Consider the following 23,825-nt stretch of genomic DNA (forward strand, 5'->3'; position numbering starts at 1 on the left):
ATTATTGGCCTCGGTAAAACAAAACTGTTGTAATGGTTTTGAAAGTGATGCTTAAATCGAGAAAAACGCTCCTGTGTTTGATATAATATAAATCGTATTGAAGTTTAATTAAACTTTCGTCGATAGATTCTCCATAAGAATAATTTACCTGCGCCCAGCCTGTAAGTCCTGGTTTAATAACATGTCGTGTCTCATAAAAAGGCATAACGCTGGCAATTTCTTCGACAAAGAACGGACGCTCGGGTCTTGGCCCAATGACTGCCATATCGCCTTTTAAAACATTTATAAACTGCGGCAGTTCATCTATCCTTGACTTTCGCATAAATTTACCAAAAGGAGTAACTCTTTTATCATTATGGGCTGCAAAAACTGCTCCACCTACTTCAGAATTCTCGGTCATTGTCCTAAACTTGTAAATCTTAAAAACAACACCGTTTTTACCGACTCTTTCCTGCGTATAAAAAAGACTTCCTTTGTTTCCTAAAAGATTGCAAAACCAAATAATCGGAATAAAAACCACACAAAATAAAAGTCCTATAAAAGAGAAAAAGAATTCCATAATACGAATCAACAACAGATATAGTCTATTATTATTACTTCGGCTGAATGGAAAAAAACGGTAGAAATCACGCCCAATATAATGCACTGGGATTCTCTGCGTTTTGCTTTCATATACTTGAGTATATTCACGAATAACATTGCCGTTTTCTAACAAATGAAGCAGCTGCTGGTATAAATCGGCTGTGATACCATCGGTTTTTTGTGATGCAATTATAATTTCAGAAACATCATGCTGCGTTACAAATGCTTCTAAATCTTCTTTTTTTATTTCTTTTACATAATGAAAATCTGATACTTCATTTAAACTAGAATCTGAATTTACAAAACCAATAATTTTATAATGTGGATCGACATTTTCAAGTCCAAGAACTAATTCGTCGACTTCATTTTGATCGCAAATTAAAACTACATTTTGTCCAAACCGATGTGATGCCAGGAAATACACATAGAAAAATCGCCATAAAAGTAATGAGCTTAGAACAGCAAAATAAAAGATTACGATCACTACTCGCTGCTTTGGAAGTTCTGGCGATAAAACCGGTGTAAGTAAATATACAGTAACAGCGGTAAGAGAAGTTAAAATTACACTTCGCAAAATCTGAAATTGATTACTTGCCGTCTGGAGATTATACATTTCAAAAATAGCTCCAAAAACATACACGTAACCAATAAGTAAAAAAGATTTATAAAATCTTTTTTCATTTAAAGTGTAATACTGATAATCGAAAAGCACACTAAGTAAAAAGAGTGCTGTAAATATAAACGCTGCATCAAAAAGACAAAGTAGAACCTTTCTTTCTGAAATTTCAAAATGCATTTTTCTTTTTGAAAACATTTTTTTAAAGTTTGTTAGGGGCTTAAACTTGAGGCAAATGTATTGTAAAAAATTTTAAATTAATCTACTAAATTTTCTGCTTTTTCGGGAATTTTAATCTTTACCGATAGAAGACTCAGCGCATATATAAATGCTGGCGCAGCAATTCTCATTGCAGCATGATTGATAGTTAACAGCCAAAAAACAACACAGGATAAAAAATAGAGGTGCTGTCGATTATTTATGTAAAGTACAAAAGGAGTTATAAATAGTATTAGTAAACCAAAAATTCCAAATATACCATGTTCAGAAAGCATTCTTGTAATTTCATTATGAGACGCAGCTTCTTCTTTTAAATACTCTAACCTTCTGGACTTACTTAATCCAGCCCCAACACCTAGAATTGGATCATCTAGAAACAGCTTTATTTCTGCATCCATAATTTCTTCTCGCCCGCCTAACCTGTCCTTTTTTTCTCTTCCTCGAGCATCTTTGTTAGCATATCGTTTTTCAATCAATCCAGAAGTTTGAATAGAAGAATATGTCCAAATACCTAATCCCATTAAAGCGGTTACGACAAAAATCAAAATAAATTTACCTCTGCCTCTTGCATTTGAGTTTCTGTATAGTAAAAATAACAAGCAAACAATCATACCTACAGCAGTAATAATACCGCCTCTTGAAAATGTAACTATTCCTCTATAAGTTATGAAAACCAATAAAAATCCATTTAATAGTATTGCTCTTTTTGATTTCGAAAACAATATGAATTGGGTAAAAAAGACAAACATTCCTAATCCTAAAATGGTTGAAACTTGGTTCGGACCAAATCCTCCTGAAGTTTCAAAATTTGACTGTGTTCCTGTTATCACATCTTTAACACTTGGATTGTATAAAAACAAATAGACGGTTGTGGTTACAACTGGCAATCCCAGTGCAACCATGATATTTTGCAAATCAGAAAAAAGCATCCCTCTTTTCATTGTATATATTGCAGATATTGCCAGACATACAGGACCTGATAAATTAAAAAACAAAGCTTTTTTAATATCTATCGAAGGATCTGAGGCTGCAACAGTAAATAAAATACCTGGTATTAATAGAATTAGGAAAAAACAATAGATAAATCCATTCCGAGAAAAATTACTGTAAAACATTCCCATCAACATGAAGAAAATCACACTAAACTTTACATACTCATTGTTAAAGTTTCCACCTGTCATTCTTAAAAAAACCTCAGCACCAACTAAATAAGCTGTAACTAATAAAACTTCATTATTCTTGTTTCTTGTTTTATAAACTATATAAAATCCAACAATAGGAATTATTACACTGTATATTTTGGATAAAAAAGGCACAGCAAAAACAACTATCGCAATTGCTGCATGAATTATTAGAAGAAATTCATAAGACCATTTTTTGTTTTTCATTTATTCCCTGGATTATTTTAAACAGCTAAAATAGTTAAAGATTTCAACCATAAAAGATACTCTGCAATGATATTTTTTTCACTAAAATTCAATTGGACTTTATGATTTAAGGTTTCTCCTAGTTGTTTTCTTAAATTTTCATTAAGAATAAGTTTTTCAACTGCTTCTACAAATTGAATCACGTCATTTGATTCTACTATTAAACCTTCTTTCTGTGACATTATTACTTTTGAGATCTCTCCAACATTCGTTGCTATTACAGGAAGAGCATGACGTCCATATTCTAAAATAGCCAAAGGAAGTCCTTCAGATAGAGAAGGCAAAACTCCAATTTGACATTGCTGAATTGCTGAATCAACATTATCTGTTGAACTATATAAAAAAACAACTTCATCAAGTTTTAACAAGTTGATCTTTTTTTTGAGTTCTTCTGAATATGTATCGTGAAAATCCTTTCCAAATAAATGAAAGGTCCAATCGGGAAATTTATTTCTAATTATATTGGCAGCGTTAACAAGTAAGTGGTGATTTTTTTGCGGTCGTAGATTCGCCACACAAATAATTCTTTTTTCATCCTTACCTTTTAACAAAACTCGCTCTTTAGTCGCAAAAGAATCAATAATAAAATTAGGTAAATAAATAAAATTTGAACACCATAAATAAGATTGCGCCCAATCTCTCAAATCTGAATTTACTGAAATAACACCTCTAAAAAATATAGAACCAATTTTTAAACTTAAATTTTTCCTTGAAGACAAATCCTGCGAAATTCCGTAATGATCATGCCATATAATTTTGATTCTTGGCAAAGTTAATTTTACTAAAACTGCAATAAAAAAAGAAGAACTATGCGCATGAATGAATGTAACTTTATTACTTTTTAAATAATTACGAAGTCTAAAAACTGCCTTGTAATCAATCTTTTTCCTTTTCTTTAAAAAGAGATATGAAACTTTTTCATTTATTTCACTTTTAAGTAAACCTTCTTTTCTAGATACGATTAGTCCGGAGAATTCTATTTCTTTAGCTAATCCGTTTGCATAATTGACCGCCATTCTTTCAGCTCCTCCTGCTTCCAAAGAATCAATAATTTGAACAATTCTCATTTAAACAAAAGTTTTTTAATTTCGGATTCGAAAAGTTCTAAAGTATAATACTGTGACCAATCCTGCGACAATGTACTTTTTAACTTATAATTATTTTCGACAGCGATTAAATTCTCAATCTGCTTTACATCTTGATTTAAATCCATTTCTAGCAAAATACCTCTATTTCCAAAATCAAGCATAGAAGGAACGCATGAAACTTTACTTGCCACTGGAATACATCCCCAAAACATGGCTTCTGCAATAGCTTTTGGCCAGCCTTCACTTTTTGATGGCAATATTACAAAATGACTTTTCTGGTATGCTTCTTTGATAGTTTCTTTACTTTCATTTCCATGAAAAACAATAAAATCTTGAAGATGATTTTGTTGAACATAGTTTTGTAAATTTTCTTTTTCTGAACCTTCACCGTAAATATTCAAAACAACCTTTCTTTCTTTTTCAAGTAGCTTTTCAATTAGTTTTATTGCATACAATGGATTTTTTCCTGAAACTAAACTTCCAACAAACATAAAATCTATTGATGATTTTAAACCTGTTTTGGTAATAATTTCTTTTTCCGACTCTGAGTAAGTTGCTGTAAAAAATGATTTTATATTTTTAGACTGCTTTTCCCAATCGCCATAAACCAATACCTGCATGTTTCGGGTTAAAAATGTATTATTAAGAATCCATTTCTGAAGACGATATGAAAATGGCTGTTTACTTCTAGGATCCCAGTTACCAGCATATTTGGCTGTTTTTATTTTTTTTGGAAAAAATATTTGAGCCAGACAACCTATAAGCCCGACATTTCCCGGACAACGTAAATGAATATGATCTGATTCTTTCATTGCCCAAAAAATTTTCCAAAAAATAATCGGCAGTTTAAGTAAAGAAATCAAAGCATCAGATAACTTCTTAAAATTAAAGCTGGGAATCTCCCTAAAATCAATATTTTGAAAATTATAAAAAGTATCAACTTCCGTTAAGTTTCTCTTCGAGCTTAAAGGAGCGACAATAATTAATTCATCAATATATTTAAGCCAAATATTCATTTCACGAACATAAGGAGCATAGCCATATAGATTATTGGCTTTCTCAATATGATCAACGTGAGTTATTATTAAAAACTTCATTTATAAATCTTAAACGTTGGGTTTATTAAACAATAAACCTATTAGTCCAATAGTTCTTCCAAAAGATTCAGTAAATGCACTTTTTTTATTCTTTTCTGTTAGAGTGTTACTGAGACGAATTATTGTGAGTAAAATGGTAATGGCATTCCATTTATATCGTGCCAGTAAATTTGGTTTCGGATTCTTAATTCTCCAAACATACCATCCGTTTCTAACTACCATTTTCCCATATTTAAATAGATTTGGCCTACCTTCTGGAGCATGAAAATGACTTAATTTTACATTGGTATTAATTACATTTTTACCAAACTGTAAAGCTCTTAAACTAAAATCTGCATCTTCGTATAAACCATATCCTTCAAAGAATTTTGAAAATTTAATTTTTTCAAAGACACTTTTTTTAAAAGCCATAGACATTCCAATTAGCAAGTCAACCTCATATGTTTTTCCTGTTAAAGGGAATCCACAAGTTCTTCCATGAGAGTATAAAGGCATTTTACCTGGTCCAAGGTTAGAAGCAAGACCAAGATAATTTCTAACAACATTTCTTAAGCCTTCCTTATAAAAATATCCTTCAAACAAATAAAACTTTTTACGGCTATAAGAATGATTTCTCTCTTGAATCTTCCATTTATTTTCATTAACTGCAACTCCTCCTACTCCAACAATTTCGTCATCACTTTGAAATGTTTTAATAATTTCTTCAAAATACTTAGGCTCTAAAATCGTATCATCATCTAAAAAACAAACAATTTCAGATTGTGGATCAACTTTTGAAATTCCAAAATTACGTTGTTTAGTTAACCCTCTATCTTCATCTTTTACTCTAAAATATTTCAGGTTTTTAAAGTCATGTCCCTTCAGAATAAATTCTGTTTTATCATTTAATGATCCGTCAATTACTAAAATTTCATCTGGATATTTATCTTGAATACTTACCGATTCGAGTAATTTAAATAAGGATTCAGCTCGCATGTAAGTACAGACAATTAACGAAACTTTCATTTTTGACTATTTAGTTTGTTGGCCCAATATAAACTTTTATTCCATTGCCTTTGATAATTAGCATAATATCTAAATGGGTTTTTAATTTTTTGAACACTGTAAAATTTAAAAAACAAAGTCGTTTTATAGCTGTTTAACTGCTCCTTTGTTAAATTTAAAAGATTATATAACATTACAGTCGGAGAAGGTTTTGGCTGTATTTTATCTTCTTGCCAAGGAAGAGTAAGTTTTCCTCTAAAACCGCCAATCGGTGCTTTAAGATGAATTATTTCTGGCTTAGGCAAATAGGTAATGTCAAATCCTAAATTTCTGAGCTGCATTCCATAATCACTATCTTCACCATAACCAAATTCAAAATTAGTATTATAAAAGATGTTTTCAATATTTTTCGTTTTTAAAATACTACATCCTGAGCCAAAGCTAGTGAACTGAGATTTTTGTTTGTTTTTTTTACCTTGCGGGTAGTCAGACGCATAACATCCAAAAGTTACCTGTTCAAGACCTTCTTTTTTGATTAGTTCAAAAGCTTGCTTTAAAAAACCATAATCAATTCTAATGTCATCATCAGCCATAAAAACCCATTCGCTAGTTACGTTTTTGAGAGCTAGATTTCGTGCATTACATGCACCTGTTTTGTGAGTAAAAATATGCTTGATAAAAAAAGGCCAACTTTCTTTTTCTATATAAGATAGATCCGAAACAGATTCATTAACAGGATTTTGTTCTACGATGATTACATTTTGTGGCAAAAAACTTTGTAATGATAAATCTTTTAAAAAATCATACAAATATTTTTTACGTCCGATTGTTGGAATTATAATATCTAAAGTTCCTTTTTCTACTACTTTTTTGCTTGATTGTATTTCAATTTGTTCTAATATACTGCTATCTAGATTTCTTTTTTTATAGAACAAACTAAATAAGAGAGGGAAAACTGTAAATTTTCGCTCATAAAGAAATAAATTCAAAAACAATAAAAAAACCCAGCTTGTTTTATAATGCTGTTTGACAAATCGAAATAAAAGAAATTTACTTTCACTTTGTTTTGATAATGACTCTGAAAACTCTTTTATTAACATTGGCTCTGAATAACAAAACAGCCCCAGAGGCATTGCTAATTTTGCAATTGAGTTTAAAAAATAATCAAAGTTTTTATCTTTTTGCACTTCATTTTTTAGCATCAATAAAATAGAAGCATGAACTCCCCCAACATGACTGCTCATTTGCCAAGTTGGATAATTAACCTTTTTATTGATGTTTAAAAAAGGTGATGTTTCAACATATCCAATCTCCTTTGATATAAAATAATTTGAAGACAAATTATACGATGCCATTATTTTTTCATGATGAAAAATATTCTTAAATTCAAGAATATTAAGATTTGATCTGAATGAAATATGGCACCAAATAATCAAAGTTTGCGGAAATTTTTCTGCAAGCTCAATTAGGTTTTCAGTAATACTATTCTTCTCAAAAGGTACTTTGGCGTCTTTTGTTTCAACCTCAACAACCTTATTTTTTTGATGATAAACAATTATCACTTTTTTATTTTTTTAGGTTTAATCTTTTTTGATAAAAGTTGATATTTTCAATCACAATATTATTTATATCAAATTTTTCTTCAACGTTTAATCTTGCTGACTTACCAAGTTGTTGAGCAAAGAGATTATCACTCAAAACTTTCTTTATTTTTTCTGCGTATAAATCATGATTAGAAGGATGAACTAAAAAACCGCTTTCTTCGTCTACAATAAGTTCTTGCGACCATCCAATATCACTATTGACAACTGCTTTTTGCATTGCCATAGATTCGATAGTTACCATTCCTAAAGTTTCAGCAAAGGTTGGAAACACACATACATTTGCTTTCTTAATATAATTTTGAATTTCACTGTATGGAATTTTACCTAAATAGGTTACATTTTTCAGATCCTCTTCAGTAAATAAGCTTTTCATCAAATCCCAAGTTGATTTTGAATTTGTTTTTAAGTCGAAAGAATCTCCGCCAATTAAAACTAATTTGGCATTTGGAAAATCTTCACGCACTTTATTAAAAATATGTGGAAGTTCTAGAACTCCTTTTTTCCTAATTAGAGTACCAGCATATAAAATCAAATCTTTTTCAAACTCTTCTGGTGTTTCATTTTCAAAATTTTGAAGATCCAAACCATAGTGAATCATCTTAATTTCTTTTCCTTTTATATGAAAAAGATCTTTCGAAACTTCTCCTGCAAATTTAGTTGGAGCAATAAATGCTTCTGCCCTATTTATCGCCAGTTTTTCAAACCAGAAATTCTTGCGTTTTTGTTTTCTGTTTTCTAAATGACAGAAATAGGCATCACTTCCATGAAACCGAATTATCAAAGGAATTTTAAAATTCATAAAAGCTGTAATTCCTGTCCAATCAGGAGCTTCAATTATATTTATATTCTTTTCTTCAATAATTTTATTAATAAAATTTTCTATCTTTTTTCTATTGAAATAAAAATTAAAAAACCTGCCTTTTTTATTATCTAAACTGTAAATGGTAACATTTTCTTCTTCTATAATAAATTTTTCTTTTTGCCCATATACAAAAACAGAAACTTGCACATTGGATTTTCTCAGTTTTTCAACTAAAGTATAAACGCTTGTACCTATTCCGCCATCATGTCCGAAAGCTTTATGAGGATAGTGAGATACAATATAGGCAACATGTAAATTTGATTTCATTTTTTTATATTCAATATTTTCTTTACGCTTCGTTTCAACTGATTTTCTTTTCTTTTTAGAAACCTTTTAAAACTAAATTCGTAGCCTCCTATGTTAAGAAATCTAACCGCGGAGCAATATAGTAAAAGTTCATTTTTAACTAAACTTTCATTTGAATCTATAAGTTTAGTTTGTTTTAAATAAATCCCGCTATTATAATTTTCCTTTTCTTTATTATATTGAGGAAATGAAAAAATTCTTGAGAAAAAACCAAAATCTTTCTGTACTGAATATTCACTATAATTTAAAGCTTTCGAAACTTTAAAAGTTTTGATTATGTTAATAGTCACCAAAGTGATATTTGATTTTTTAATTTTTAGCCACGAAAAGTAAATTAAAACAGGAGATATAAAATAATCCTTATTTATTGCAAAAGTAATTTTTGGAGATTGAATATTATCATCCGAGACAAACTCTGCGTCAAAATAATTGGATAAATATATTTTCAGCTCTTCCTTATTCCCAGCAACATTAATAATGAATGCTAAATCTTTCAATTGAATTTTTTGATCCAAATGATTGTATTTTATCCATCTTTCAGGATAATAGTCTTTGTCGTTTAGTTTTAGGCGTTTCTGTCCGTCAAAATTTTTTAAAGGTCGAATAATTTTTGAATCACTTTTCTCTCCCAGCCAGGCAGTCCACCACGAAAAAGTAGAATTACTAATTATAAAATCATTACACATAGTACCTAAACAAAGTTGTTCTACTTCATTTAATCCATCTCCAAAAAAAGCATTCTCCAAAAATGAAAAATGATATTTGCAATAATTTATGTCATCACTCAAAATAATAAGATTGTAAGAATCCCATTCTGGAAAAAATTCAACTAAGCTATTTAGGTAATATTTTATTGGAGTTTGAAAATAATCTTTATGATCGACAAAGTCTCCTCTGCGTATAGATATCAAGATTGTACGTTTTTCAAAAGCTTTATGATATAGTGAACTTATTTTTTCTACCAAAGAATCTGAAAACTCAAAATAATGTTTGGTTAGTTCTCTATCAAAATATTTTTCGGTTTGAAGCCATCCACTTAAATCATAGTTCTTAGCTTCAAAATTCCACTCATAATGATTGTATTCTTCTTCTTCAAAATTTACAAAATCTGTCAGATCAGATGCTAAAACAGGTAATTTATTTTTAAATGAGCTTTGATATTTCCAAAGTAAAAAAGAGAATTCGCGATTGTTTTTATTCGCTAATCCAATTGTGGATGCAATTTGAAAAAGCTGATTCCCTAAATTTCCTTTCTTCCCTATTTTACTAAATGTTATCATTTACAGTAGTTTTCTAAAAAAGGAATTTTACTTCTTGAAAAAATCGTTAATTATTCTACCAGTAAATAATCTAGCGCCTTCACTTGTCATATGTCCACATGAAGAAAAGTATTTATTTTCGACCACTACATTTTCATAATTGTGAATTTCAGGATAAGCTTTTTTTACTTTATCAAAATAATTCATTCCAACCACGTTTTCGCACATTGGTGTCATAACTGCGATAAAATTGATGTTGTTTTTTTTACAAATATGCTTAATCTCCTCATAGTATTTATTATGAGGCAACGGATTTAGATTGACGATATTGTTCTTCATATTTCCGTTTTTGTGCTTCTCTAACGGATAAAATCCTAAATTATCTAAAGCATTTGTTTTTTCATTTTCAGCGATTTTATAAACTTCACGGAAACCAATTTTAGAATCGAATTTTATATATCTGTAAAAAGGGATATAGTATAACTCATTAAAATTTTCTTCTGTCAAAAAATGTTCTTTTATCGCATTTGAACAATGAATATACGGTAAAAATTTTGCTGCAACTCCTTCAGATTCTTGATCATTTGAAAGATTAAGATCTGCCTCTAGAATTACATTTTTGATTTCGTATTTTCTTTCAATCATTAATTTTAACATCAATGAAGCTTCAAACAAATGTCCACCACTCATTCCATAATTAAAGGTCTTTAATCCTTTTTCTTCAAACATTTGTGATACGAAATGATTATTAGCCCTTGAAGAGCCTAAAATAACGACATCATATTTTTCTTTTTTCGAATTTACTACGGCTTCGATTTTTCCTCTATTTTTTGACTGCATAAATACATAAGTATATAATCCGTCTAAAAGAACAGCAACCAAAATCGTTACAATTAAAATTTTGAATATATAGAGTAAAAACTTCTTCATTAGAATTGAAAATAAATAAATTCTTTATAATCAGAATAGGTTCCAAAAGCGATAATAGCTAAAATTGCTAATGCCATTTTTAATAAGCTTCTTTTTCCTGAAATGGGTTCCACTTTCATTCTGTTATTCCATTCAACCAAAACAAATACACCAATCATTAATAATAATTCATAATTATAGCGCTCATTATCTAAATACTGAAAAGCAAAATCTCGAGTGGTGAATATTCGTTTTAAATATAAAACAGCATCCGTAATCGTTTTTGCTCTAAAAAAGACCCAAGCAACGCAAGTCAATAAAAAAGTAGTAAGTATGCTGAATAATACTCTTATAGAATCTAAATTCCATTTTAAAACAACTGAATCTATATTGTTTCTATTGGTATTAGATAATAATAATGGAAGGAAATAAACAGCATTAATAAATCCCCACACGATATAAGTCCAATTGGCTCCATGCCAAAAACCGCTGACAATAAAAATAATGAAAGTATTTCTTATTTTCATCCAAAGTCCGCCTTTACTTCCGCCCAGAGGAATGTATAAATAATCTCTAAACCAAGATGAAAGCGAAATATGCCAGCGACGCCAAAACTCTGCAATATCTCTTGAAAAATAAGGATAATTGAAGTTTCGCAATAAATCTAAACCAAATAATTTAGAAACTCCGAGTGCTATATCTGAATATCCTGAAAAGTCTCCGTAAATCTGAAAAGCAAAATAAATGGCTCCTAGAATTAGAGAAAATGAATTCATTGAAGGATAGTTGTCAAAAATAGCATTTGCATAAACTGCGCAAGTATCTGCTATAACCACTTTTTTAACTAAACCCCAAATAATTTGATAAATTCCTTCTTTGGCTGTTTCATAGTTAAACTCTCTTTTAACTTTTACCTGAGGCAGTAAGTGAGTAGCTCTTTCTATTGGTCCGGCCACTAAAAGCGGAAAATAACTCACAAATAAGGAATAATCAATAAAGTTATATTCTGCTTTTATTCTTTTGTAATAAATATCTATAACATAAGATAATCCGTGGAAAGTATAAAATGAAATTCCGACAGGCAAAATTACATTTAATAAAATTGGACTTGCTTTGAAACCAAAAGCGGTAAATATTTCTGCAAAAGAATTTGCAAAGAAATTATAGTATTTAAAAATTCCTAAGAAACCTAAATTCACTAAAATACTAAGCCAAAACCAAAATTTCCGGCTTTTTTCTGAATTACTTTTTTCAATCTGAATTCCAGTGAAATAATCTAAAAAAGTAGAAAATACTAATAAGAAAAGAAATCTCCAGTCCCAGCAAGAATAGAAGTAATAACTCGCAACAATTAATAAAGCATTTTGTGTGCTTTTGTTTTTATTGAATACAAACCAATAAAGAAAAAAAACTATTGGTAAAAATATGGCAAATGCCAAAGAATTAAAAAACATAAAATATTACTTTGTTAAAATGGCATTTAAGCTTTCCCAAATGTTTTGTGAAGCCTGCGTAGGATTTGGTCCAACAATAATTTCAAACCATTTTTTACTTTCTTTTACACTAGAAATATTTCCATCAATTATATCTTTAACAATTGAGGTTAGATCTTTTTTATCTCTCACCCACAAAGCCGCATCTTCTGATGGTTTTGATCTAAAATGAATATACTTGTAATTTTGTCCGATATCTCGAATTCCTTTTTTTAATTGAGGTTGCTCGTAATCAAAAAACAGACATGATTTATCATGAGCAGAAAAATCAAAGACCATTGAAGACGCAATGTTGCCAACGAATTCAGTATATTCACAAATATTAGCCTGCAGTGCAAAATCTTCTTTAGTAGGCATAATTTCATCCCAGCTTTGTCCAACTGGGCTCCATAAAGGATCTATACTCGTAATTACATCTTTATATTTTTTTAAAACCTCATCATAGCGATTTGTAAAATCTACAGGACATTTTCTATAAATAATTCCTAAAGAATATCCGTCCTTATTTAACTCTTTAACAGACAATGCCAAATCTTCAAGATAATATTGATCTAAAGGAGATGTAACAATATCATCGCCAGAATAGCAGATGTATTTTTTATTAGGATCTAGGTTATGAGATTTATAAAAATCTTCTTTTGACTGCAAAAGGCTTTTGTCAAAATGACTTTCAAATTGTGGAGTTCCCGTTACAAAAATTTGATTTTCATTTACATATGGGCAATACATTAAAACCTCTTTTTTCATGTATTCACTCCACACAAAATAGTAATCTGTTTCTACAAGAGTTGTTGCTTTTGGAAGATTGTCCCAAGAAAAAATAAACGTTCCCGTTGGGATTCCTAAATCTTGAGCTGCCAAAATTGATGAAATTGCTTGTGTTGGACGCTGATTGGTACAAAAGACAAAATCTGGCTTATGAGCTTCTAGCTGTTTTTTACTTTCTCTATATTTATTTGTAGTGCGTTCTGCTTTTTTTATTTGATTTCGAACAAAATTTATTCCTTTTTTATTAGATCCAAAAGCTGTTAATGCATCTACCATTAAACTTTTAACTAAATTATTTAGGCCTTTGTAAGATTGAGGAAAATTATATGTATTGTAAACAACTTCATTAAACTTTTTATCAAAAAAATTCAACTCCATTCTTTTACGAGAACGACTGTAAACCAAAGTTAAAGGATGTAGGGATTTCTCTTTAATCTGCAACTCTTTGAAACCTAACTTTTCGGTAATAGAAAATGGAGTATTATTCCAATAAGTAATATCAAACCCACTTTTCTCTCCTATTTCTTTAAAAGAAGTTAAGGCAAAATTTCTAAGTCCAACGCCGTCTGGCAAAAAGATAAATATGTTTTTTTTCATTTAAAATAAGAGGCTAAAAAAATCTGCAGTTTAATAAAGTATTATTTTTTAAAAGGACAAACATTCAAAAGTCCATCGCATAATTGATCTATAATTTCTCGTTTAGGAAGATTCGGAAGTTCTTTAAAAAGATTTTCTAATTCTGAATTAGAAAATTTTTCAAGTCTAATTTCAGGTTTAACAAAAGGCAGCTGGACAGATTCAAAATAATCTTGATATTTAATATCATCTCCGAATACTTTTTCTGAAAACTTCTGCCAAACAGCGGGAATATTATATGCATGAGCTACTATAACTCCATGAAGGGAAGATGATACAATTTTTTCACATTGGAGAAATTCTATTGTTTTTGCTTCAATATCATTTGTCATTAAATCTATAAGCAGTACTTCTGGATTATCTGTAAACCAATTTTGAACTAGTCTATAATCATTATAGTGAGGTATAAAACCGTATTTATATTTTTTTTCTATTGTTGGATTAAAATATCTCGGCAATAATAATGCTGGATCTCCATAAACTTCAGGAACATCATAAGAAAGATCTAAAAGAAATTTTCTTGTTTGCGGACCTCGTACAGCTAAAAAAACTGCCTTTTTTATTTTTATATTTTGATCTATAATTCCACTTCCCCAAACAATACATTTATGATTTGCATTTGCCAAAACACTTCCGACAGTTACATAAATTGGAATTATGTAATCTAGCAATGAGAACTTTTTTGGCCACGCAAAAACAACTTTTTTTGAAGAGATTTTTTCTACTAGATATTTTCCAACAAGATCTCCATAATTTTCTCTTTTTTTACCTTGAATGATTTTTTCATTCCACCAAAAAAGCCTAATTGTATTTGAGAAAAACATATTATTAAACCTTTTTGTTTTTTAGTTTATCTCTTTGAATTTGTTCAATTGGTAAAATATCAGAGGACTTAAAAGCTAATGCTTGATAAACTGCATTTAAATCACGAGTAAGTTTACGCAATCCCATTGGTTCCAAAGAAGCCGCATGATCTGTACCCTTCCAAGTTCTGTCTAAAGTATAATGTCTTTCTATAATATTGGCTCCTAAAGTATAAGCTGCAATATCAACGGCAATACCCAAATGATGTCCTGAAAAGCCAATATGTTTGACTTTATGTTCGTATTTTTGTTTTAAAATATTAATATCCAAAAGACATACATCTTCAAAAGGAACGGGATATCCTGATGTACAATTGTATAAAACTAAATCTTTGTTTCGTTGTTTTTGTGTAAAGAATTCAACTAAAGTATCTGTTTCTTCTTTAGTAGTCATTCCAGTAGAAATATGAATCTCACCTGAATAATTGTCACTTAGCCAGCCCAGCATTTCAAAATTATTATTGCAGGCAGAAGGAATTTTAATAAAATCTGGATTTAACGAAGCAATTTCTTTTGCAGATGTTGTATCCCAAACTGATGTGGAATATGTAATTCCGATTTCATCACAATACGTTTTTAATTCTCTGTGCTGCTCAAGATCAAATTCTAAAAATTCTCTGTGTTCTCCATAAGTTTCACCATATGAATTAGAGAAATTTGGATGTGGCGCATTATATTGTTCTTCTGTTAGAAGCTCTTTATTATTACGCTTTTGGAATTTAACTGCATCTGCGTTTCCGAAGATTTTGGCTATTTTAATTAACTCTTTGGCTATTTCCATTTCACCTTTATGATTACATCCAATTTCTGCAATCACATAAGGTTTCTTAAATTCCTTCATAACGTTTGTTGTACTTTATTAAAATTTCACAAGTTTCTCTTATTGCACCAGCGCCAGATTGATGTGTCAAAATATAATCTGCATTTGCTTTAACAATTTCTATTGCATCTGCAGGTGTAAACGACCATCCGACACTGCAAATATTGGCCAAATCATTTACATCATCTCCCACATATGAAACGGCGCCAAAACTACTATTTCTCTCGGAAAGAAAATGTGTTAAAAACGAAAACTTATCTTTTATTCCTAAAAAAGTATGTTTAATCTGCAATTTCTTCATTCTCTGCGCAACTAACTCAGAATTTTCTGAGGTCATTACCACAACTTCAATATTATTTTGTCTTAATATTTCTAATCCCATTCCGTCGCGCATGTCGAATTTTTTTGCCATTTCGCCATTTGCGTCATAATAAACACATCCATCAGTAAAAACGCCATCAACATCTAAAACCAAATAGTCAATACGTTGGTGTACTTTCTTTTTCTTCTGACGATCTGCCAAGAGTTTTTCAATAATATCCCAATCTGACAAACTATCAATCTCTACAAGAGACTCTTCGGCCATTTTTACTAGACCAATTGAACCGCTAACTCTATTTTTTGAATTTAAAAAAGCTTCTTTATTTGTTGCATATACGGCTCCGTTTTCAATCAACAATCCATCAAAATCTTGGCGCCTTGGTCTTTTAAAAACATCATAATTTTGAGGAGTTCCATCTGAATTCCATGTGAATCGATGTGTATTTACGACTGTCAAAGCCGATTCTTTTTTATTAACAAGAATTTCGTTTAACGTTGCATTAATATCTTGAGCTTTTGTAATTGGTGAGGTTGCCTGTAATAAACATAAAATATCAAAATCATTATTTATCAATTCTGCGAATTCGAGCATAGCACTTTCTGTAGATGCTGTATCAGAAGCATTTTCATCATTTCGTAAAAGAGTTTTTACTTTTGGGGTCCAAAAATATTCTCTTTTAATATAATCTATAATTTCTTGATCATCTGTAAAAATGTAAACTTCATCTAATTCTGAGAAAATAGCTTCTGTTAGAACCCATGAAAAAAGTGGTCTTCCAAGCATCTTCTTTTTATTTTTTCCTGGGATCCCTTTTGAATTTTTACGAAGTGGAATTATGGCTGTTTTTTTCATAACTTTATTATTTAAAAAAATTAGTCTGTTTCAGACTAATACTTAGTTTTGTGATCCCGAAGTATTTGATTTCTTTATCAGATTAAAAATTGACTGCTTTCTCCATTCCGCATAATTTATAATTTCAAAATTATATTTTTTAAAAATTTCTTCTAAATCACTTTTAGTATAATCACTCAGCCAACCATTTTTATCCCTAGACAATTTTACAATATCTGTGCAGCAATAAGACAAAACAATTTGTTTTATTGTTGGTCCTAATTCTTCAAAAACCTTGTTAATATCATAAACATATTCTAGAACTCCGCTAAAGACAGCAGTGTCACATTTTTTTACTGCTGAAATAACTCCTTGATTTAAATCACACACAACAGTTTCATTGAATCTAGCAACAATATCAGTAGGGATGTAAATTTTATAATTGTCCAAATAATTTTTAAGAATCATATTTCCGGCTCCAAATTCTATTATACTAGCTCTTGGCTTAATATAAGATGCAAGTAAAATGGTTCTTTCGTCCCAGTCCCTATAAAGTTGATCATCATTTTGCCATCTTTGTAAATCGGTTTTTTTCTCTGATCTGAGCTTGATATTTTCTATTTGACGTTCATCTAATTTTTGATCAATATTTTTGACTGTACTAAACAACTTAATTAGACTCCTCATAAACTTTTTCATATAGCTTAATTATCTGTTTTTTAAGATGATCTCTATTAAAATTCTGATATACAAAATTAACGTTATACAACTTTGCATTTTCTCTTAATTCTTTATTTTTTAAAGCATTTTGGATATGCTCAGCAATTTCCTCAGTATCAAATGGATTTGTTATTAGATATCCACTTTTCCCATGTATAATAAATTCTTCTGAAACATTTCCTGGATTAGATTGTATTGGAAAAGCCCCCATTCCCATAGCTTCTACTCCACTTGTAGGTAATCCATCAGATATACTATTGGCAACATGTAAAATACTTCTTCCCATTATTTCGAGTAAAAGATCATTAGAAATGAATTCTCCTCTTAAGTAAATTTTAATATCTAAACATTTAAAATAATTAGATTTTTCTACTTTTTCTTTTACGGAAACATCTGTGCTATAAATCACTATTTTAAAGTTTTCAAACAATTTTATTGGCAGCAACTCTATTGCTTCTATTATTTGCAAAGCTTTACCAATTCCATCTTCGTAACCTTTTATTAGCACTATATTTCTTTGATTTGAATTTAATATGAAATTTTCATTGATTCTAATTCCACCATTACCCATAAAAACACCTAAAAATTTATTGATGAAACCATTTTGTAATGTTATTTGGTGATCTCTTTCGCAGTCTGTTATTAAATAATCTACTCTTTTTAGAACTTCTGCAAATTTTTCTTTCGTAATACCTAATTTCTCATGCAGGAAAATATCACTTCCCCAAGATGAATAAAGCCATTTTGTTTTAGGATATTCATTCATTACATCCAAGATTGGAAGACATGAAAGTTGCATTGCAAAACTATGCACAATATCAGGTTTAATCTGATTTAAAATACCTCTAAAATAATCTGACGTCTTTACTTCATCAAATTTTTGAATTATTTTATAAACTTTAGGAAATCGTATTTTAATGGTTTTTCTTCCCGGAAAATCCCATCTTATTTTCCAATTATTAATTTGATTCAGCCATTTAGTTCTTTGAGCTTTATCAGTACTACTTGAAATATCAAACCAGTATACCTCATGTCCGCTCTCCTGCAATTGATCAACCCATTGAAAAAAATGGTGGTTAGGTATTGAAACCATTAAAATTTTCATCGCTAAAATTTAATTTTTAGTTGAATTAAACTATTTTTTCTCTGAAAAGAATATGAATAAGGTTTATTTCTATATAGTAAAACAATCTCTTCTAAAATTCGATCATTTACTGTTTGTAAATCTAGATAAGTTTTACTTTTTTTTCCTAAGAACTTCTTTATACTTTGCTTAAGTCTTTCTTTTATAGTTACACTTCTTATTATTATCTCTACCGTTTCGTTTGTGAAATTTTGCAATTGCTTTAAGACTGCAGAAAGCTTAATATCTTCACTATCTAAAACAAATTTATGATCAGTTACTTCATTTAATATTTTTTGCCGATCTGATTCTAGTGGCAATATTCCCCATTCGCTATGAATATTAACTTTCGATCGTCGAGATTGGTTGCTAAAATGCATGTACGATTGATTGATTCTCTCTAGAGACGAATGAAATGGATTGCTACTATTTTTGCTTCGATATATTTTTGGATGCCACTGATGTTTCAAAAGAATTTTTGCATCATTGAAAATTATTGAAAATCCTAAATGCTGCAGCCTTAAATGAATATCAGTATCTTCTGCTCCCCAACCATGATAGAACTCATCATATCCATTTACTGATTTTAACAATTCTGTTGGAAAAAGAGTTGTTCCAGTAACTTCATTACTTCCTTTAAAATCAACTTCAAAAGCATCAAATTCTTTTTCTTTTAAAGATTCTTTAAGAGATAGAAAACCATATTGAAAATAATGAACTTCATTTGGATTTGCTAATTCTTTAGCAATTTGAATGAAATCAGGGTGAAACATTAAGTCAATATCACCAACTAAAAAATAAGGAGAAATTGTTTTTCTTAATATAATATTGATCGCTCGAGATTTATTCCATAATTGTCCTTTAACTGGACAGATTATTAATTCTACAAAAGTAAATTCTTGAATTAACTCTTTTAATTTCGCTATATAATCTTTTTCACTGCCATAGTCGATCAAAAAGACCTTAAATTCTTTATTCGATTGTAAACTTAAAGATTTTAAACATTTTTGTACAATTCGTAAATCCCGATCTCTGTTTGTAAGAACTAAGGTTATCATATTAAACTTTTATAAATAGAATAAAAATACATTTTAAAATCAGAGAAATTACTTCCCATGTGTTTTGTGTTTTTTAAAAATTGAATAAATCCCATGTAATATTTACGTTCTCTATTGTATCTTGAAACTAGACCTTTATTTAAGTTTTTTATGGCTTGAGTAACAACTTCTTTTTTTGAAACAAATTCATTATCATTTAGAATATCTTGCAGAATATTAATATTGATTTTTACAATATTAGAATTTATTCTTCTCATCTCGGATGAGATTCCTGCATCGATTCGATATACAGCAGTTACTTCATCTAAGAAATGAATCTGACCTCCATTTTTAATAGTCCATAAATATGTTGGCCAATCACCAAAAGGATATTTTAAAATCCAAGACGGAAATTTATTATTATAATTCTGAATATTTCTAAACATTGAAGAAACTGATGGAATATGATTACCAAAGACTAAATCTTCGAATTGCGTATCTGCTTTGTTTATGATTGGAAACCACTTTTTTTTACTTCCGTCTTTAAACAGGAGTTCAATACTCGTATAAATAATAGAAAACTGCGGATTGTTTTCTAAAAAATCAACTTGTTTTTGGAGTTTTTTCTCGTCAATCCAATAATCATCTCCATCACAAATTGCTATATATTTTCCGTCACACTCTCTAATGGTACGTATATAATTTTTGATCAAACCAATGTTATTATCAAGTAATGGTAATAATTTAATTTTTTCTGGATTATTTAACGCGAATTTTTCACAAATAAGTCTTGTCGAATCTGTACTACAATCTTCTCCAATTACTAACTGAAAATCAAAATCAGTTTTTTGAGTCAGGATACTTTTTAAAGTTTGACTTATATATTTCTCTTGATTGTAGGTGAGTATAAATATACTTACTTTAAATTTTTGCATCATTATTTACCTTTGAAAGACTTTTTATTTAATTATAAAATAATACAAATCGATCCGTCAAAAAATTAAGTTGTTTTTTAGCTAATGGATTGATCTTACTTAAACTAAAATTTATCAAACCTTTTTTGAAAAATATATTCTTTTAACTAGCTTTTATTTTTCAGTTTTGTATGTATAAATTTTTCTGAATATCCTCTTAATTTTTAGTTCAAAATTATAAAATTTGGATTTTTCTATTTTTAATATAATTTTTTTATATCGTGCAGAATCCCAGGCTACTTTTATCGGATTTTCAAAATAGTCATTATAAATTTCTCTATTGTTATCAAAAATCATATTCATGGTTTGATTATGTTTTTCAATGTCAGAAAATTTATCACTCATAGATGTTCCATAGTGTTTTCTATAGAAAAACAAAATTTCTGGAATTTTAAACACTTTAGCATCTGAATTTAAAAGTCTAATCCATAAATCCCAGTCTTCCAAACCAAACTTTAATTTTTCTGAATAACCTTTTGCTTTTATAAAATCTTCTCTTTTAAAAACCGCACTGCAAAAAATCATATTATTTATAAGAAGTTCAGGAAATGAATAAGAATCTAAAACCCATTCTCTTTTTCAAAATATTTTATATTTGAATTCTCAAGATATTTTTTGATAATCGAAAATAATTGATCTTCAGAACCATCATCTACTATTATTATTTCAAAATTTTGATATGTTTGAGAAAGTACCGATTCTATAGTTTCTTTTACAAATTGTGAAGAATTGAAACAAGGAATAATTACTGAAACTAATGGAAAATTCATATTTATTTTTTTTGTAATATGTTTCGAATTTCAACTTTAATAAAAAGTAATTTAATTTCTTTAATTACATTTTTAGCACAATTTTTAGGAATATCCAAAGCAATTTTTTTAAAGAAAACGGCAATAATTTTTAAAAGTGATGAATACTCAAGCTGATGCAATTGATAATGGGCAATTGTTTCATTTTTCCAACGATTTAAATTATTCTTCTCATTTCGTTTGATAGAATAGAAAAAAGTTTCATTAAAATCTTTAATCTGATATCCATCATTCAAGACTCTTACTGACCATTCTTTGTCCTCACTAAAAACAAGTTTTTCATCGAATTTATAATCTCTCCATACTTTCTTATTTATCATAGCACAAGCTGCCATCAATCCGAAGTTTAAACCATCTTCTATAAAAAAATCATTTTTGCTTGCTCTTATATAATTAGAATACGAATTAATATAGCGCATTCCAGCTAATTTTGAATTAGAAGTAAACTCTTTGACTGAATTTATAAAAAAAGAGTTCCCTACAGGTACTGCATGTGAGCTTAATAGTAAAACTAAATTATTTTTTGTATTTTCAATTCCCAGATTAATTGCTTTACCGTAAGTAAAATCCTCAATAGTTATAATTTTACAATTATAACTCTTTGCAACATCAACACTTTGATCTGTTGATTTATTATCTACAACTATTATCTCATCGATATCTTGAGCATAAACTTCTCGCAAAATTTTAAGCGTTGATTCTAATAAATGAGCTTCATTTTTATTTCTAATTACTATTGATACCATCTAATTCTTAAATGAATAAATTAAAGCTTTGATAGACTTTATTAAAAATTTATAAGTTAACTTTTTTTTAAAATCGATTTTATGCATAGCAACACTATAATCTCCTCTTCTAATTAACTGAAAAAAATCATAATCTATCCAAGATCCTTCCCATAAATGAATTGCGATCGATCTAGGTGTTGCATATTTCAAAAAATCTTTTTGAAAAGGTTTATTTACATCAAAAGGTAACGGATAAAAAAATTCAGGAGTGTAAACTACCAATTCTTTTTCTGTTACTATTTTATCAAAAACATTAAATTGTTTATTTATATAAGACTCAAATCCTCTCGTTAAAATTCTTGGAATGGCTAACTTTAATTGCCATTCTTGAGGATTAGGATCTTCATAATATTTAAAACATTCTTTTATATAATCGTGACCTTTTTCACTTCCAAAAATGCCTGCACTAATTAAATCTTTATTTTCCGCTCCTATAAAAAATGAATGATTTAATAAATCATCAAAGTTCTTAAGAACGAACATGTCTGTATCTAGATAAATCCCTCCATGATCATATACAGCCTTTAATCTCACATAATCCGAAACAAATGCGTATTTTTTATTTTCGTATGCTAATTTGACAAATGGTTGCTGCATATCCGAATTGCTCTCATTCCATAACATAAATTGATAATCTGGTAAATATTTTTTCCACGATGCAAAGCACATTTTCTGAATCTCAGAATATTCTCCATTTCCATACCAGCAATAGTGTATAATTTTAGGTATCATTCTGTAATTATTTAAAGAAAAAGTAGCCTTTTTTAAAAATTAAAAAAGATAAATACCCTAATATTATTTTATAGAAAAAAAGATTTTTTAATTTAAGATCTTTTTTTAGTATTGTAAATAGTAATCTTCTTTTATCATTGTGCCTTCTACCAGAAACCAAAATATCGCGCAAAATTATTTTATACCGTTCTCTTACATATTTCAAGCAAATTGAATAATCTATTAATTTATTCTCTTGGATTATTTGTAATTGCTTTTCACGAGCATAAATTTCCGAATTAATCTCTGTTGAATCTAATTTGTAAATCTCATTTGACAATGAAGCTGGATCAATATTATACTCGAATAATATCCTGTCAATAAATTTAATTTTAGGGGTTTGATAAAGCATTCTCAGATTAAAGTCCCAATCATCTAAATATCGAATATTCTCATCAAATAATTGTTCTTGTTTATTTAAAAACTCTTTATTCCACAATGGTCCACAAACATAAAAACTAACAAATCCTGTGAAGTAATTTTCTAGCAAATTTTCAGAAAAGATTCTATTATGACCTACTACTTCTTTTGTAACAGAATCTAATTTAACCAACTTACCAACAACCACATCTACATCTGATTCTACATTTTTAATAAATTCTTCTAAAGCTGTATCCAAATAAATATCATCGCTGTCAAACCAATTTATCCATTTTCCACTACAATATTGAAAGCCAACATTTCTGCAAGAATTTGGACCTTTTAGCATATTATCTGGTCGCTGATAAAACTTAAACCTAGAATCTTTATTAAGATATTTTGCTATAACTTCTTTAGTATTATCTGTTGAACGATCATCTACAATAATACATTCCCAATTTTGATAAGTTTGTCTTAAAATGCTGTCAAGCGTTTGACTTATAACATGACTTCTATTAAAGATCGGGATTATTATAGATATCAATTCACTCATTTTA

General features: G+C 29.1%; 23 protein-coding genes. All 23 read right to left on the minus strand.

Annotated features, from left to right (window positions below; translation table 11 throughout):
* Position 1: 1 nt before the first annotated feature.
* The 23 genes from QMG60_RS01450 to QMG60_RS01560 all read right to left on the minus strand — a co-directional run bounded on the left by QMG60_RS01450 (position 2) and on the right by QMG60_RS01560 (position 23,821).
* Positions 2 to 1,396: a sugar transferase gene (locus QMG60_RS01450; RefSeq protein ID WP_134142292.1), complete on the minus strand. Its 1,395-nt coding sequence runs from the start codon at positions 1,394 to 1,396 to the stop codon at positions 2 to 4.
* A 59-nt stretch (positions 1,397 to 1,455) separates the two neighbouring features.
* Positions 1,456 to 2,805 (minus strand): O-antigen ligase family protein, encoded by a 1,350-nt coding sequence (locus QMG60_RS01455; protein ID WP_281866659.1) that lies wholly within the window; start codon positions 2,803 to 2,805, stop codon positions 1,456 to 1,458.
* A gap of 17 nt (positions 2,806 to 2,822) precedes the next feature.
* Positions 2,823 to 3,911, minus strand: coding sequence for a glycosyltransferase family 4 protein (locus QMG60_RS01460; RefSeq protein WP_281866660.1), 1,089 nt, complete (start codon positions 3,909 to 3,911; stop codon positions 2,823 to 2,825).
* Positions 3,908 to 5,029 (minus strand): glycosyltransferase, encoded by a 1,122-nt coding sequence (locus tag QMG60_RS01465; protein WP_281866661.1) that lies wholly within the window; start codon positions 5,027 to 5,029, stop codon positions 3,908 to 3,910. Before QMG60_RS01465 ends, QMG60_RS01460 begins: the two co-directional genes overlap by 4 nt.
* Positions 5,030 to 5,038: 9 nt before the next feature.
* A complete protein-coding gene (locus tag QMG60_RS01470; protein ID WP_281866662.1) occupies positions 5,039 to 6,034 on the minus strand; it encodes a glycosyltransferase in 996 nt (331 codons plus the stop codon).
* Positions 6,031 to 7,575, minus strand: a complete 1,545-nt coding sequence (locus QMG60_RS01475) for a glycosyltransferase family A protein (protein WP_281866663.1) — start codon at positions 7,573 to 7,575, stop codon at positions 6,031 to 6,033. Before QMG60_RS01475 ends, QMG60_RS01470 begins: the two co-directional genes overlap by 4 nt.
* 4 nt (positions 7,576 to 7,579) lie before the next feature.
* Positions 7,580 to 8,746 (minus strand): glycosyltransferase family 4 protein, encoded by a 1,167-nt coding sequence (locus tag QMG60_RS01480; protein WP_281866664.1) that lies wholly within the window; start codon positions 8,744 to 8,746, stop codon positions 7,580 to 7,582.
* On the minus strand, positions 8,743 to 10,065 hold the full coding sequence (locus QMG60_RS01485; protein ID WP_281866665.1) for an alpha-1,2-fucosyltransferase: 1,323 nt from the start codon (positions 10,063 to 10,065) through the stop codon (positions 8,743 to 8,745). The genes QMG60_RS01480 and QMG60_RS01485 overlap by 4 nt, the downstream gene beginning before the upstream one ends.
* Before the next feature lie 27 nt (positions 10,066 to 10,092).
* Positions 10,093 to 10,974 carry a hypothetical protein gene (locus QMG60_RS01490; RefSeq protein WP_281866666.1) on the minus strand — a complete coding sequence of 294 codons (882 nt, stop codon included), beginning with the start codon at positions 10,972 to 10,974 and terminating at the stop codon, positions 10,093 to 10,095.
* Positions 10,974 to 12,407 (minus strand): MBOAT family O-acyltransferase, encoded by a 1,434-nt coding sequence (locus QMG60_RS01495; protein ID WP_281866667.1) that lies wholly within the window; start codon positions 12,405 to 12,407, stop codon positions 10,974 to 10,976. Before QMG60_RS01495 ends, QMG60_RS01490 begins: the two co-directional genes overlap by 1 nt.
* A gap of 6 nt (positions 12,408 to 12,413) precedes the next feature.
* On the minus strand, positions 12,414 to 13,811 hold the full coding sequence (locus tag QMG60_RS01500) for a UDP-glycosyltransferase (protein ID WP_281866668.1): 1,398 nt from the start codon (positions 13,809 to 13,811) through the stop codon (positions 12,414 to 12,416).
* A gap of 41 nt (positions 13,812 to 13,852) precedes the next feature.
* Positions 13,853 to 14,674, minus strand: coding sequence for a polysaccharide pyruvyl transferase family protein (locus QMG60_RS01505; RefSeq protein WP_057114868.1), 822 nt, complete (start codon positions 14,672 to 14,674; stop codon positions 13,853 to 13,855).
* Positions 14,675 to 14,678: 4 nt separating this feature from the next.
* Complete coding sequence (locus QMG60_RS01510) at positions 14,679 to 15,554, minus strand: N-acetylneuraminate synthase family protein (RefSeq protein WP_057114869.1); 876 nt, start codon at positions 15,552 to 15,554, stop codon at positions 14,679 to 14,681.
* Positions 15,541 to 16,707 (minus strand): acylneuraminate cytidylyltransferase, encoded by a 1,167-nt coding sequence (locus QMG60_RS01515; protein ID WP_281866669.1) that lies wholly within the window; start codon positions 16,705 to 16,707, stop codon positions 15,541 to 15,543. Before QMG60_RS01515 ends, QMG60_RS01510 begins: the two co-directional genes overlap by 14 nt.
* 42 nt (positions 16,708 to 16,749) lie before the next feature.
* Positions 16,750 to 17,385: a hypothetical protein gene (locus QMG60_RS01520; RefSeq protein ID WP_281866670.1), complete on the minus strand. Its 636-nt coding sequence runs from the start codon at positions 17,383 to 17,385 to the stop codon at positions 16,750 to 16,752.
* Entirely contained in the window at positions 17,357 to 18,511 is a 1,155-nt protein-coding gene (locus tag QMG60_RS01525) for a glycosyltransferase family 4 protein (protein ID WP_281866671.1), read from the minus strand. The genes QMG60_RS01520 and QMG60_RS01525 overlap by 29 nt, the downstream gene beginning before the upstream one ends.
* Positions 18,512 to 18,513: 2 nt before the next feature.
* Complete coding sequence (locus QMG60_RS01530; RefSeq protein ID WP_281866672.1) at positions 18,514 to 19,587, minus strand: galactosyltransferase-related protein; 1,074 nt, start codon at positions 19,585 to 19,587, stop codon at positions 18,514 to 18,516.
* Positions 19,584 to 20,504: a glycosyltransferase gene (locus tag QMG60_RS01535; protein WP_134142262.1), complete on the minus strand. Its 921-nt coding sequence runs from the start codon at positions 20,502 to 20,504 to the stop codon at positions 19,584 to 19,586. The genes QMG60_RS01530 and QMG60_RS01535 overlap by 4 nt, the downstream gene beginning before the upstream one ends.
* A 150-nt stretch (positions 20,505 to 20,654) precedes the next feature.
* On the minus strand, positions 20,655 to 21,065 hold the full coding sequence (locus tag QMG60_RS01540) for a galactosyltransferase-related protein (protein WP_134142260.1): 411 nt from the start codon (positions 21,063 to 21,065) through the stop codon (positions 20,655 to 20,657).
* Positions 21,066 to 21,100: 35 nt separating this feature from the next.
* The gene (locus tag QMG60_RS01545; protein ID WP_134142259.1) at positions 21,101 to 21,310 is read right to left on the minus strand and encodes a glycosyltransferase; all 210 of its coding nucleotides are present in this window, start codon (positions 21,308 to 21,310) and stop codon (positions 21,101 to 21,103) included.
* Between the two features lie 2 nt (positions 21,311 to 21,312).
* Positions 21,313 to 22,095, minus strand: coding sequence for a glycosyltransferase (locus tag QMG60_RS01550; protein ID WP_281866673.1), 783 nt, complete (start codon positions 22,093 to 22,095; stop codon positions 21,313 to 21,315).
* Positions 22,096 to 22,869: a glycosyltransferase gene (locus QMG60_RS01555; protein WP_281866674.1), complete on the minus strand. Its 774-nt coding sequence runs from the start codon at positions 22,867 to 22,869 to the stop codon at positions 22,096 to 22,098.
* 7 nt (positions 22,870 to 22,876) lie between these two features.
* Entirely contained in the window at positions 22,877 to 23,821 is a 945-nt protein-coding gene (locus QMG60_RS01560; RefSeq protein WP_281866675.1) for a glycosyltransferase, read from the minus strand.
* Positions 23,822 to 23,825 lie beyond the last annotated feature (4 nt).

It is taken from the genome of Flavobacterium sp. GSB-24 (assembly GCF_027924665.1).
Classification (GTDB): Bacteria; Bacteroidota; Bacteroidia; order Flavobacteriales; family Flavobacteriaceae; genus Flavobacterium.